Origin of the sequence: Bacillus sp. IT-79MI2 (assembly GCF_949768135.1) — a bacterium.
Taxonomy (GTDB): Bacteria; Bacillota; Bacilli; order Bacillales; family Bacillaceae_G; genus Bacillus_A; species Bacillus_A pseudomycoides.
In genome coordinates this window covers 1-12,775 of sequence record NZ_CATKPV010000074.1, presented here as the reverse complement: position 1 = coordinate 12,775, position 12,775 = coordinate 1, and the positions used below count along the sequence as shown (strand labels likewise).

At 40.0% G+C, this 12,775-nt stretch carries 12 protein-coding genes; 9 read left to right on the top strand and 3 right to left on the bottom strand.

Annotated features, from left to right (window positions below):
- Window positions 1-82 precede the first annotated feature (82 nt).
- The gene (locus tag ACM6HU_RS20035) at window positions 83-865 is read left to right on the top strand and encodes a MerR family transcriptional regulator (RefSeq protein ID WP_016116833.1); all 783 of its coding nucleotides are present in this window, start codon (window positions 83-85) and stop codon (window positions 863-865) included.
- A 37-nt stretch (window positions 866-902) separates the two neighbouring features.
- Here the strand turns inward: ACM6HU_RS20035 and ACM6HU_RS20030 are convergent, their stop codons facing one another.
- Window positions 903-1,685 carry a TIGR00266 family protein gene (locus tag ACM6HU_RS20030; protein WP_077295620.1) on the bottom strand — a complete coding sequence of 261 codons (783 nt, stop codon included), beginning with the start codon at window positions 1,683-1,685 and terminating at the stop codon, window positions 903-905.
- A 591-nt stretch (window positions 1,686-2,276) separates the two neighbouring features.
- Here ACM6HU_RS20030 and cspD point away from each other — a divergent pair.
- On the top strand, window positions 2,277-2,477 hold the full coding sequence (cspD, locus tag ACM6HU_RS20025; RefSeq protein ID WP_001193049.1) for a cold-shock protein CspD: 201 nt from the start codon (window positions 2,277-2,279) through the stop codon (window positions 2,475-2,477).
- Between the two features lie 43 nt (window positions 2,478-2,520).
- Here cspD and ACM6HU_RS20020 read toward each other — a convergent pair whose 3' ends face one another.
- Together ACM6HU_RS20020 and ACM6HU_RS20015 are read right to left on the bottom strand one after the other, a co-directional pair.
- Window positions 2,521-3,252 (bottom strand): yteA family sporulation protein, encoded by a 732-nt coding sequence (locus tag ACM6HU_RS20020; RefSeq protein ID WP_016116831.1) that lies wholly within the window; start codon window positions 3,250-3,252, stop codon window positions 2,521-2,523.
- Between the two features lie 216 nt (window positions 3,253-3,468).
- The gene (locus tag ACM6HU_RS20015; protein WP_016116830.1) at window positions 3,469-4,422 is read right to left on the bottom strand and encodes a 1,4-dihydroxy-2-naphthoate polyprenyltransferase; all 954 of its coding nucleotides are present in this window, start codon (window positions 4,420-4,422) and stop codon (window positions 3,469-3,471) included.
- 191 nt (window positions 4,423-4,613) lie between these two features.
- On the opposite strand from ACM6HU_RS20015, the gene ACM6HU_RS20010 reads away from it, so the two are divergent.
- The 7 genes from ACM6HU_RS20010 (at window position 4,614) to ACM6HU_RS19980 (ending at window position 12,642) form a co-directional block, all read left to right on the top strand.
- Window positions 4,614-6,008: an isochorismate synthase MenF gene (locus tag ACM6HU_RS20010; RefSeq protein WP_016116829.1), complete on the top strand. Its 1,395-nt coding sequence runs from the start codon at window positions 4,614-4,616 to the stop codon at window positions 6,006-6,008.
- Complete coding sequence (gene menD, locus ACM6HU_RS20005) at window positions 6,005-7,759, top strand: 2-succinyl-5-enolpyruvyl-6-hydroxy-3-cyclohexene-1-carboxylic-acid synthase (RefSeq protein WP_016116828.1); 1,755 nt, start codon at window positions 6,005-6,007, stop codon at window positions 7,757-7,759. Before ACM6HU_RS20010 ends, menD begins: the two co-directional genes overlap by 4 nt.
- Window positions 7,756-8,568, top strand: coding sequence for a 2-succinyl-6-hydroxy-2,4-cyclohexadiene-1-carboxylate synthase (menH, locus tag ACM6HU_RS20000; protein ID WP_016116827.1), 813 nt, complete (start codon window positions 7,756-7,758; stop codon window positions 8,566-8,568). Before menD ends, menH begins: the two co-directional genes overlap by 4 nt.
- A gap of 78 nt (window positions 8,569-8,646) precedes the next feature.
- Window positions 8,647-9,465 carry a 1,4-dihydroxy-2-naphthoyl-CoA synthase gene (menB, locus tag ACM6HU_RS19995; RefSeq protein ID WP_003201443.1) on the top strand — a complete coding sequence of 273 codons (819 nt, stop codon included), beginning with the start codon at window positions 8,647-8,649 and terminating at the stop codon, window positions 9,463-9,465.
- Between the two features lie 317 nt (window positions 9,466-9,782).
- On the top strand, window positions 9,783-11,228 hold the full coding sequence (locus ACM6HU_RS19990; RefSeq protein WP_077295618.1) for an o-succinylbenzoate--CoA ligase: 1,446 nt from the start codon (window positions 9,783-9,785) through the stop codon (window positions 11,226-11,228).
- Window positions 11,229-12,335, top strand: a complete 1,107-nt coding sequence (gene menC, locus ACM6HU_RS19985) for an o-succinylbenzoate synthase (protein ID WP_077295616.1) — start codon at window positions 11,229-11,231, stop codon at window positions 12,333-12,335.
- A 4-nt stretch (window positions 12,336-12,339) separates the two neighbouring features.
- Window positions 12,340-12,642 carry a hypothetical protein gene (locus ACM6HU_RS19980; protein WP_016116824.1) on the top strand — a complete coding sequence of 101 codons (303 nt, stop codon included), beginning with the start codon at window positions 12,340-12,342 and terminating at the stop codon, window positions 12,640-12,642.
- The last annotated feature ends 133 nt before the right edge of the window (window positions 12,643-12,775 follow it).

The following is a 12,775-nucleotide window of genomic DNA, read 5'->3' as shown; positions in this document are numbered from 1 at the left end:
ATTAATACTTGAACCTCCAGTTACGTGAGGTAGTATGATTTGAGTAACCACATCGGTAAAAAGAATGTAGGGGGGATTTAAGATGAGTAAAAGTGAAAACTATTTAATTGGAGAGTTTTCGAAAAGAACAGGCATATCAATACGGACGCTACATTATTACGATGAAATTGGATTACTTAAACCCGAAAAACATCCTAGTTCCGGACGTCGAATATATAAAAAGCAAGACATCTTAACGTTGCAAAAAATAGTAAGTCTAAAATTTTTAGGATATAGTCTAGACGAAATATCTGCAATGATAAATATGTCTAGCCTTAATGTAAGTTTAAAAGAAACATTACAAAGTCAGAAACAAGCTTTTGAAGAGAAAAAGGAGCATATCGAAATTTCTTTGAAAGCAATTAATCGAACAATTACTTTATTAGAAGATGAAGGGCAAGTAGATAGTGACATTTTAATGAGTTTAATTTGTAATATACAAAAAGAAAGTGAACAACGCCTATGGCTTGAGGAATATATGGATAAGGAAGTCGTTGATCGATTATACGATAAATCTGAAGAAGAGATGGTGGCATTGGATAAAGAATTTATTCAGTTGTCGAAGGAGGTAAAGAGATTATTTGGAAAACCAGTCCATGATCCAGAAGTACAAAAGCTTGTCGATCAACATATGAAGGCAACTCTTACATATGTTGGAGAAGAAGCGGTAAATTCTTTAAGTGGATTAGAAAATATGGAAGATCAGTATGGGAATATGATTCCATCACCATATACAAAGGAAGAAGAGGAGTGGTTAAATGGGGCGATGGAGTATTATATGATTCAAAATGGTATGTACAGTCCTACAGGAGAAAAGGATAAGTGAAAAAATCGCTACGTCTTATGACGTAGCGATTTAGATTTTACTCTTTTCCATCAAGGAGGCGACCAAGTCCACCTAAAACGCTACCTTCCCCGCTGCTTTGAGCTGCAGGACTTGTAAGACGCGCTGCTAAACGGCTTAATGTTAAGGATTGAAGCCAAACTGTTCCTGGTCCTTCTAATGTAGCGAAGAATAAACCTTCTCCGCCAAATAACGCAGTTTTTACGTTGCCTACGAATTGAATGTCGTAGTCAACATCTCTTGTCATTGCAACAAGACACCCTGTATCAATGCGGAGTCTTTCACCGGGCTTAAGCTCACGTTTGTATACTGTGCCACCTGCGTGCATGAAAGCAAGGCCATCACCTTCAAGCTTCTGCATAATGAAGCCTTCACCGCCGAAGAAGCCGCTACCAATTTTTTTCGTGAATTCAATTCCGATAGAAACACCTTTTGCGGCGCAAAGGAATGCATCTTTTTGACAAACTACTTTGCCTTGATATTCTGTTAAATCAACTGGAACGATTTTTCCAGGGTAAGGTGCAGCAAATGATACGTGACGTTTGCCATGACCTGTATTTGTAAATACGGTCATAAACATACTCTCACCTGTAACGAGTCGTTTTCCGGCACCCATTAATTTACCAAATAGGCCGCTAGACTTTCCGTCACCGTCACCGAAGATTGTTTCCATTTCAATATGGTCTTCCATCATCATCATTGCTCCAGCTTCTGCAATTACGCTTTCTTCTGGATCTAATTCAATTTCAACAAACTGCATATCATCGCCATATAATTTATACTCAATTTCATGTGCCTTCATTATTTTCACCTCATATGTAGTGGATACTAATATTGTACAGAAATTAATGAGATTAGAAAACTATCGTTTTGTTAATTTTTAAAGAAAAATCTGTTTTGATTGTTCAACATATAAGTCACTGCTACGAAAAACAACAGGTGACCTGCTCGCGCTTGCCCCTCTAAAAAGAAAGGTTTTATATCAGTTTTTTAATTTATCCCGCATTAACGGACAGTAACACTCCCACCTCAAAATTCAGCGAAAGCAAAGAAGTTAGGCGGGAGATGAACTGTCCGTAAAAGCCCGATTCGTTCAACTCATAATCAGTGGGGGATGAAGAAAACCCCCACTGATTAAAGTTTCACTTTATATATAGTTTACATATTTTGTGAACCTTTTAAAAAAATATGAGAAAAATGCTGAAATGAAAGTGTTCTCATTTGACCTTTTTGATAGAGCGTGATATAGTGAAATCACTATTGAGCTACATAATGTGGTACGGAAATAAAGCGTGTTTAATTCAAGGCATCAGGTCTGAGATACATTCATGTCCTTTATATCCACCTTTTCATGTGGATTCATAGTTTCATTTTTATTTAGGAGGTACATGACATGCAAACAGGTAAAGTTAAATGGTTTAACGGCGAAAAAGGTTTTGGTTTCATCGAAGTTGAAGGTGGAGACGATGTATTCGTACATTTCTCAGCTATCCAAGGCGACGGCTTCAAAACTTTAGAAGAAGGTCAAGAAGTTTCTTTCGAAATCGTTGAAGGTAACCGTGGACCACAAGCTGCTAACGTTACAAAAAACTAATTAGCTAGCGAGAAAAAAGCATTCCGAATTTCGGAATGCTTTTTTATTCTTTTGAACTAGACTCATTCGGAGATAACTCACCTTTATAAGTTTTTTCTTCAAAATCATCCAGCATCTGTTCATATTCTTCATGCTCTTCTGTTGCATACACCTGTGGGTTCTTTCCATACATATCTGTTCCGATGAAGTTTTCAAAGTCTTCTACGTAACCGCGTGGTTCTTCAGCATCTACATACATCTCATCAAAGTTTTTCGAGTCGCGGCGTTCTAAATCAGATGGTGTTTCTGATGTTCCGTATAAAGCAACATCTTGCCAAGCATCCTCTGCATCGTATCCTACGGCACTGTCCATATCGTATTTGCCAAACGGTGGCTCTACTAATTCTTCTTCAACGGGACGTGCGCTTAAGTTTAATTTATTCGTTGTATGTTCTATACAGGTCGTAGCAGTTGGCATCGCTTCTAATCTTTCTAGTGGAATTTCTTCACCAGAAACTTCGCAAACCCCATATGTGCCAGCTTCGATTTTTTGCAAGGCATGCTTCGTATCTTGCAGTTGCTTATGCCAAAATTCAATAAGCCCGAAGTCTTTCTCGCGTTCATATAATTCGGTAGCCATATCGCCGGGATGATTGTCATAAGCGGATAATTCTCCAACAGATTCCCGTTCAGAGGCGCGGTCTTCGCCTTCATGACTTTGCAGCGTTTGTTCAATTTCGTGCAGTTGCTTTTCTAAAATGGATTTAAAATGATTGATTTGTTGTGGAGTTAACATAGTATCCACCTTCCTACAATTCGGTTTCTTTATGTAGTATGAGCTTGATTGCGGGAAATATCCCGGTATTTGAGTGAGTCGATCGTGCTGTAAAATGTCGAGCGATCGATATGTTGTGTCGAAGTGCCGATATATGAGGAGAAACGGTCGATATATTTAAAAAATCGCCGATATATTTTGAAAATGGAAAAAGGAGCTGCTCTAGCAGCTCCTCTTTTATAGGAAATAACCAAGTAATAGTCCGATTCCCATTAAGAAACCAAAGATTGTATTTGTTTTTGCCGTCGCGATCATCGCAGGTGCCATTTCCATTGGAATCCTTTTGCCGATAAATCCTTTTGTCGCTTTAAATGCTTTCGGGGCACTTAGGAAAACAATCAGCATCCATGGGGACACGATTCCGACAATGATCAGGGCAATTGTCCAAATGTAGGAAACAATAAACATGGAAGCAAGGACACCAATTGCGTTCTCACGTCCAACAATAATCGCTAATGTATTACGGCCATTTTCTTTATCTCCATCTAAATCACGAATGTTGTTGGAAAGTAAAATCGCTCCAATTAAAATCGCATTTGGAATAGATACTAAAATAATTTCTGATGTTACAGTTCCTGTCTGAATGAAAAATGAAATACCAATAATAATAACACCCATAAATAATCCTGCTGTTAATTCTCCAAAAGGCGTATAGGCAATCGGAAGTGGGCCGCCTGTATAAAGGTAAGCAACAGCCATACAAACAAGACCGATTGCAGCAAGCCACCAGCTAGAGTTCATACAAATATAAACGCCTAATAGCATTGCGATACCGAAAAATCCAAATGCTAAATTAAGGACTGTTTTTGGTTGAATACCGTCGCGGACAATGGCACCACCGATACCAACTGAACCTTCGTGATCTAATCCTCTTTTATAATCAAAGTATTCATTAAACATGTTTGTTGCTGCTTGAATGAGAAGACAAGCAAGAAGCATGATAAAGAAAAGAGGGAGATGTATTTGATTGATACCCCCTACTTGCATTGCATAAGCTGTTCCAATAAAAACAGGAACAAAAGCGGCTGTTAATGTATGAGGACGTAATAAACTCCACCAAATGCGCCAGCCTGTTTGTTTACTTGGCTTTGGCGACATAGGAGAGGAATTCGTTTCGACTTTCATTTCCATGTTGAATCCTCCTTGTCACATAATATACACAATTAAGTGTAGGAAAAGCAGCATTTAGTGTCAACGTTTATTTTCTAGGAAGAGAAGGGGAATTTCTCAGAAATGCTAAACGTTGACAGGGCTTTCGTTTGAGGTGTATCTTAAAATCAAGCGTATTTATGACTATTTTTCGCCCATAGGGGGGAGACTTTGTGATTCAGACGAAACAAAAAGATTTACAAGAAGTGATTTTGGCAGCTATTAAACATGCGACGAATGAAAAAACATTGGTCAGTTTTGTAAAACAAATAGATTGGATGGATCCGCTTCTTTTTTATGCAGCAGGAAAAAGGATTGCATACGAAAATAGATGTTATTTTGCAGACCCATCTCAGCATGTCATATTTGCTGGAATTGGCTCTGTTTTCACTATAGCAAATTCTTCTGACAAACGCTTTCAAAATGCCCGCGAAAAGTGGAGTGAAGTGCAAGAGAAAGCAATTGTTCACAGAGAAGAGTATGAATTTGGAACGGGTCCACTTTTATTTGGTAGCTTTTCATTTGATCCAGAAAAAGAACAAACGGATCTTTGGGAAGAATTTAAAGATACAACATTATCGTTACCGGCTTTTCTTTTAACGGTAAAAAATGAAAAAGCATGGTTAACAATGAATACATTTATTTCAGCTGAAGACTCTGCACAGGAAGTGTGTGAAGAAATTGTTTCTTTGGAAAAAAGAATTTTAGAAGAATGCAAATGCCCGCTTACAGAAGCGAAATTAACAGTAACTTCTAAAGTAGAAGTTGATCCGAAGAGCTGGATGGATGCAATTGTAAAAGTGCAGGATGAAATGAAAAAAGGAATTGTACAAAAGGTTGTATTGGCAAGAGAATTAAAACTAACGATGGATCAGAATATTGATTCTGCTCGTGTTTTAGAAGCGCTCCGTATTGGGCAACCGGATTGTTACGTGTTTTCCTTCGATTATAAAGGAGCATGCTTTTTAGGAGCAACGCCTGAGAGATTAATTCGAAAAGAAGGCGGGAAATTTACATCGATGTGCCTTGCTGGTTCGATTGGTCATGGTAATTCTATAGAAGAAAGTAAGCAAAATGGTAATGCACTTCTTCATGATGAAAAGAATTTAGCAGAGCATGGTTATGTAGTAAATATGATTCGTGGCGTATTAACAGAGCATTGTGAATCCGTTACTATTCCGCAGCGTCCAGGTTTATTAACAACAAAAAATTTACTACATTTATATACACCGGTTGAAGCGAAAGGTGAAGCATCACTTCTTTCAATGGTGGAAGAACTGCATCCAACGCCAGCACTTGGTGGTACGCCACGCCACGCGGCGATGAAGCTCATCCGTGATGTAGAGTTATTAGACCGTGGATTGTACGGAGCACCAATCGGCTGGATAGATGACAAAGGGAACGGCGAATTTGCGGTAGCCCTGCGCTGCGGGCTATTAAATGGTGACAAGGCATCCTTATTTGCCGGCTGCGGTATTGTGATTGATTCAGTACCACAGCTTGAATATGAAGAAACAAGTTTGAAGTTTAGACCGATGCTTGGTGCTTTGGAGGAATTAATGAAATGAATAATCATATAGAAGCATTATCATATTATTTAGGCGCGTTTGTGGACGAACTGGCGCGTCTAAATGTATATGATGTTGTCATTAGTCCAGGTTCGCGGTCAACGCCGCTAGCCTTGCTAATGGAGCAACATGAACAGATAAAAACATATTTGCATGTAGATGAACGATCAGCTGCTTTTTTCGCGCTCGGTATTGCGAAGGCGAAGAAGCGTCCTGTAGCGATTTTATGTACATCAGGAACAGCGGCAGCGAACTATTATCCAGCAATTTGTGAAGCCTTTCATTCGCGTGTGCCATTGCTTGTCTTAACAGCAGATAGACCACATGAACTAAGAGATGTTGGTGCCCCGCAGGCAATGAATCAGCTGAACCTATATGGCTCCTTTGTGAAACAGTTTATGGAGATGGCACTGCCAGAAGCTAGAGAGCCGATGTATCATTATGCTCGTATGACAGCCGGACGTGCTGTTGCAATTGCATCTCTTGCACCAAGGGGACCTGTCCATATTAATTTTCCACTTCGGGAGCCGTTGATCCCTGACTTTTCTTTAGAGGAATTATGGGAAAAAGGACGAGGTGAATATACAGGGGCAGTTCATCAAGGGAATATGGCGATGACGAGTGAATATGTAAGTTCTCTTACAGAGCGCCTTTCGAGTATGGAAAAGGGGCTTATTATTTGTGGAGACGATAGTCATCCAGAGATTGCTGAAGTTATCACGCAGTTTGCTGAGAAAACTGGATATCCAATTTTGGCAGATCCGCTTTCAGGTCTTCGGAGCGGTAATCATGATAAATCATTGGTAATCGATTGCTATGATACATTTTTACGAAATGAATGGTTGAAGGATACATGGAAGCCAGATGTCATTATTCGTTTCGGTGGTATGCCAGTATCTAAGGCATTAACGCAATATATAAAGAAACAAACGGCTGCTGTCCATATTGTTGTAGATGAATCAGGAAAATGGAGAGATCCAGCTCTTGTAGCAACGGAAGTGGTATGTGCAAGCGACGTCTCGTTTTGTAAAGCAATGATAGATAATATGCAAAAGCGAGAACAGAATGATTGGTGCGAGATGTGGAAACATATAAACGATGCGACGAAGAAAAAGCTTCGTGAAATCGAAACATATGAAACAGCGTTTGAAGGAAAAGTGATTACAGACATTGTGCATGTGTTACAAGAGGAAGCGACGTTATTTGTCAGCAATAGCATGCCAATTCGTGACACAGATACATTTTTCTTTAACATAGATAAAAAAATTCATGTCATGGCAAACCGTGGTGTGAATGGGATTGATGGGATTATTTCAACATCCTTAGGAGCGAGCACTGTTTGTGAACCGCTCGTATTAGTCATTGGTGATTTATCATTTTATCATGACCTAAATGGACTCTTAGCAGCAAAATTACATGATTTAAACGTAACAATTGTCGTTGTTAATAATGATGGTGGTGGCATCTTCTCATTCCTACCACAATACAAGTCAAAAGAACATTTTGAATCATTATTCGGAACGCCGCTTGGGCTTGATTATGAACATGTTGTTAAAATGTACGGTGGTTCATTCTCGCGTGTAAATGACTGGGATGCATTTCGTCATGAAGTAAAAAAAGGGACAATGGAAAAAGAGTTACACGTTGTGGAAATTTGTACAAACCGAGAAGAGAATTTACAATTGCACCGTGATTTATGGGCAAGTACATCGAAGATTGCTACGGAAATTTTGCAAGGTGAATCGGAATGAAAGTAGTGCTGCAAGGTATAACGTATGAATATGAAGTGGTCGGTAGTGGAGAGCCACTTCTACTTCTTCATGGTTTTACGGGGAGCATGGAAACGTGGCATTCGTTTATTCCTGCATGGAGTAAACAGTTCCAAGTCATCACAGTTGATCTTGTGGGACATGGAAAAACGGAAAGTCCTGAGGAACTTACGCATTATGATATTCAAAATGTAGCACTTCAAATGACGACACTACTCGATCATTTGAATATTGAAAAAGCACATATACTCGGCTATTCAATGGGCGGAAGACTGGCGATTACGATGGCATGCTTATATCCAAACCGCGTGAAATCTCTTTTATTAGAGAACTGCACAGCTGGACTTGAGATGGAATCGGACCGGAAAGAGCGCCGAGCGCGCGATGAACAGCTTGCAGATCGAATTGAATTAGAGAGAATAGAAGCTTTCGTAAATAGATGGGAAAATATCCCGCTGTTTGCAACGCAAAAAAAGTTATCACAAGGTGTGCAAGAACAAGTAAGGAAAGAGCGACTTGCTAATAACCCGAAAGGACTCGCAAATAGCCTTCGGGGCATGGGAACAGGAGCTCAGCCTTCTTGGTGGAGTCAGCTTGAAGAGCTCAAAATGCCTGTCTTGTTAATGAATGGAGAGAGCGATCAGAAGTTCTTTCACATCTTACAAAATATACAAAAACGCATCCCTCACGCGAAATTTGTCAAAATTGATGGGGCTGGTCATGCAATTCATGTGGAACAACCGCAAAAGTTTGGTACAATAGTAGAGGGATTTCTCAAAACCATACAGTGACACTTTTTTCTTTTGAGGAAAGTAGAACTTATAGAGGCTAGTGGACAACCATTAGCACAATAAAAGGAGGTAAGAATAATGGCTATTGAATGGGTAAAAGAAGGCAATTATGAAGATATTATTTATTCCACATACAATGGTATCGCAAAGATTTCGATTAACCGTCCTGAAGTACATAATGCATTCCGTCCTAAAACGGTAATGGAGTTAATCGATGCATTTGCACAAGCACGTGATGATGCAAATGTTGGCGTTATCATTTTAACAGGTGAAGGTGGACGTGCATTCTGTTCTGGCGGCGACCAAAAAGTTCGCGGTCATGGTGGATATGTAGGTGAAGACCAAATCCCACGCTTAAACGTATTAGACTTACAACGTTTAATTCGCGCAATCCCTAAACCAGTTATCGCAATGGTAGCAGGTTATGCAATTGGCGGTGGACACGTACTTCATATCGTATGTGATTTAACAATCGCAGCAGACAACGCTGTATTCGGACAAACTGGTCCTAAAGTAGGTAGCTTTGATGGCGGATATGGAGCTGGTTATTTAGCTCGTATGGTAGGTCATAAGAAAGCTCGTGAAATTTGGTACCTATGCCGTCAATACAGTGCACAAGAAGCACTTGATATGGGCTTAGTAAACACAGTTGTACCATTAGAAGAGCTAGAAGCAGAAACAGTCCAATGGGCAGAAGAAATCTTAGCAAACAGCCCAATGGCACTTCGTTTCTTAAAAGCTGCATTCAATGCAGATACAGACGGTTTAGCTGGTATCCAGCAACTAGCGGGAGACGCAACGTTATTGTACTACACAACTGACGAAGCAAAAGAAGGCCGCGACGCGTTCAAAGAAAAACGTCGTCCAGACTTCGGACAATTCCCTCGTTTTCCGTGATTAAAAGCGGAAGCGGCTCGTTCAGAATGTGAGAGGGATGGAGCTTCTGACGAAGAGGCGTAGTTTGCCTTGCAGGAAGAAGAGAAGCCACCGAACATTCTAGCTGCTGTAGCTGGATAAAATTAAAAGCGGAAGCAGCTCGTTCAGAATAGGAGAGGGATGGAGCTTCTGACGAAGAGGCGTAGTTTGCCTCGCAGGAAGCAGCGAAGCCCTCGACTATTCTAGCTGCTGTAGCTGGATAAGATTAAAAGCGGGAACAAAAACAAGAGACTTGATTGTACATCAAGTCTCTTTCTTTAATGGAAGGAGAATGTGTAATGGAGACAATGCCCAATTGGTTAATGCAACGTGCTTTTTTAACACCAGAGCGCACTGCGATTGAGACAAAAGAGGAGAAGATTACATTTTTAGAACTGCATGAAAAAGTAGGATCTGTTTGTGAACACCTTTCATACTTACAGATAGCAAAAGGTCAAAAAGTGGCTGTTCTGATGAAAAATGGTACCCAGATGATTACAGTAATTCACGCCTTATCTTATATTGGGGCAGTAGCTGTACTTCTAAATACACGTCTTTCAAGAGAAGAGCTACTTTGGCAAATGGATGATGCTGAAGTTGTTTGCTTAGTAACGGACCAAGAATTTGAAACAGAACAGGTACTAGTATATGCATTTGAAGAGGTAGTGAACGGACCGAAGAAAACTGCAGTCGTTCAAGAGGAGTTTTCTTTAGAAGAATCGATGACAATTATTTATACGTCAGGAACAACAGGAAAGCCGAAAGGGGTTATCTTAACATACGGTAATCACTGGGCGAGTGCCGTTGGATCATCACTTAACTTAGGGCTTCGCGATGATGATTGTTGGTTAGCGTGCATGCCAATGTTTCATGTAGGCGGATTATCTCTGTTAATGAAAAATATTATGTACGGTATGCGGATTTTACTCGTTCCGAAATATGATCCTGATTTCATTCATGAGGCAATAAAAACGCGGGGGATAACAATCATATCTGTCGTTTCTAAGATGTTAATGGATTTATTAGAAAGACTTGGAGAGGAAACATATCCGAGCTCTTTACGTTGCATGTTATTAGGCGGAGGACCAGCACCAAAGCCACTTTTAGAAACATGTGTAACAAAAGGAATCCCTGTGTACCAAACATATGGTATGACAGAAACATCCTCGCAAATTTGCACACTTTCAGCTGATTACATGCTAACGAAAGTTGGTTCAGCAGGAAAACCGCTTTTCTCATGCCAGCTTCGAATTGAGAAGGATGGAGAAGTAGTGCCACCGAATGTTGAAGGAGAGATTGCTGTAAAAGGACCGAATGTGACACATGGCTATTTTAAACGTGAAGACGCAACGCGTGAAACAATAATAGACGGTTGGCTTCATACTGGAGACCTTGGGTATTTAGATGAAGAAGGATTTTTATATGTATTAGATCGTCGTAGTGATCTCATTGTTTCAGGCGGAGAAAATATTTATCCAGCGCAAATTGAAGAAGTACTGCTTGCAAATCCTAAAGTGGCGGAAGCAGGAGTTGTTGGGAAAGCAGACGAACAGTGGGGACAAGTGCCTGTTGCGTTTATTGTTAAGGCTGACGATATAACAGAAGAAGAACTGATTAAATTTTGTGAAGAAAAATTAGCGCGATATAAAGTACCGAGAGAAGTGCATTTCTTACTTGAATTACCACGTAATGCTTCGAAAAAATTGTTAAGACGGGAACTAAGGCACCTGCTGGAGGAGATGTAAATGAGAATTAAAAAGGCGACGCTTTATGTAACAGAAATGCCTCTTGTGATTCCTTTTGCAGCAAGCTACGGAACGTATGAAACGCGGGAAAGTATTGTCATTGAACTTGAGGATGCGGACGGATATATCGGGTTTGGGGAAGTTGTTGCGTTCTCAGAGCCATGGTATACAGAAGAAACTGTAACAACGGCACTTCATATGCTTCAAAATTTTTTAATACCAGATGTATTGAAAGCTGAAATTACACATCCAAATGAAATTCCGAGTCTCTTTCAGCATATAAAGCGTAACCGTATGGCGAAAGCGGGAATAGAAGGCGCTGTATGGGATTTGTATGCGAAACGCGAAAACAGGTCATTAGCGACTTTACTTGGAGGAACACAGCCAGAAATTGAAGTCGGTGTTGTGATTGGGTTAGATACGATTTCTAATATGTTAAAACGAATTGAAATGTATGCAGAAGAAGGATATCAACGTTTTAAGGTGAAAATCAAACCGGAATTTGATTATGAGCTAATAAAGGAAATACGAAGAGTCTTTCCAAAGATTCCATTAATGGTCGATGCAAATTCAGCGTATACGTTAGGGGATATTGAGCGATTAAAACGATTGGATGAATTTCAGTTAATGATGATTGAACAGCCTTTAGCGGATAACGATTTTCTCGATCACGCTAAGCTCCAAAAACAAATAGAGACACCTATTTGTTTGGACGAGAGTATTCATAGCTTAGAAGATGCAAGAGTAGCGATTACACTTGGAAGCTGCCGCATTATAAATATTAAACCGGGACGAGTTGGTGGTTTAACAGAATCGATCCAAATTCATGATTATTGCAAGGAACATGGTATTCCTGTTTGGTGCGGCGGTATGGTTGAAATGGGGATTTCACGTGCGCAAAATATTGCGTTAGCATCACTCCCGAACTTTACGATTCCGGGTGATATTTCAGCTTCAAGTAGACACTGGGAGCGAGATATTATTTCACCAGAAGTAACATTGCAAGGCGGGAAAGTAATTGTTCCAAAAGAGCCTGGGTTTGGATATGGCGTAAACCGGGAAAGATTAGAAGAGATTACGAGAAAACGGATTATATGTGAGAGGTGAATGTATGAGGCAGCGGGAAGATATATTGCGGGTTATACAGGCATATTTGTTAAAGGTGTCATTTGTAAAAGTTGCATATATTTTTGGGCCTCAAGTAAGGAAAGAAGTAACAGATCAATGTAGTCATCACATTGCGATTGAAACGAAGAATGCTTCGCACAAACAATTTCAGTGGTTATGTTTTGAGTTGATAGAAGAGCTGGAGGGAAGAGTGAAATTTGATGTGGTACATTTAAATTCGCTCTCTAATCTACAATTAAAAAAGTGTATATTGCAAGAAGGAAAGCTGTTTGTACAGCGTATATAAAGTGAAACTTTAATCAGCCCTCACCAATCGGGCTTTTACGGGCAGTTCATCTCCTGCTTAACTTCTTTGCTCTCACTGAATGAGGTGGGAGTGTTACTGCCCACAAATAGCGGGATAAAGAGCCTACGATGAT

Excerpts from the sequence above, each read along its gene's own strand:
- ACM6HU_RS19990 (WP_077295618.1), top strand. The coding sequence starts at position 9,783 with ATGGAGACAATGCCCAATTGGTTAATGCAACGTGCTTTTTTAACACCA.
- menC (WP_077295616.1), top strand. The coding sequence starts at position 11,229 with ATGAGAATTAAAAAGGCGACGCTTTATGTAACAGAAATGCCTCTTGTG.
- menH (WP_016116827.1), top strand. The coding sequence starts at position 7,756 with ATGAAAGTAGTGCTGCAAGGTATAACGTATGAATATGAAGTGGTCGGT.
- ACM6HU_RS20020 (WP_016116831.1), bottom strand. The coding sequence starts at position 3,252 with ATGTTAACTCCACAACAAATCAATCATTTTAAATCCATTTTAGAAAAG.
- cspD (WP_001193049.1), top strand. The coding sequence starts at position 2,277 with ATGCAAACAGGTAAAGTTAAATGGTTTAACGGCGAAAAAGGTTTTGGT.
- ACM6HU_RS20015 (WP_016116830.1), bottom strand. The coding sequence starts at position 4,422 with ATGGAAATGAAAGTCGAAACGAATTCCTCTCCTATGTCGCCAAAGCCA.
- ACM6HU_RS19980 (WP_016116824.1), top strand. The coding sequence starts at position 12,340 with ATGAGGCAGCGGGAAGATATATTGCGGGTTATACAGGCATATTTGTTA.
- ACM6HU_RS20030 (WP_077295620.1), bottom strand. The coding sequence starts at position 1,685 with ATGAAGGCACATGAAATTGAGTATAAATTATATGGCGATGATATGCAG.
- ACM6HU_RS20035 (WP_016116833.1), top strand. The coding sequence starts at position 83 with ATGAGTAAAAGTGAAAACTATTTAATTGGAGAGTTTTCGAAAAGAACA.
- menD (WP_016116828.1), top strand. The coding sequence starts at position 6,005 with ATGAATAATCATATAGAAGCATTATCATATTATTTAGGCGCGTTTGTG.
- menB (WP_003201443.1), top strand. The coding sequence starts at position 8,647 with ATGGCTATTGAATGGGTAAAAGAAGGCAATTATGAAGATATTATTTAT.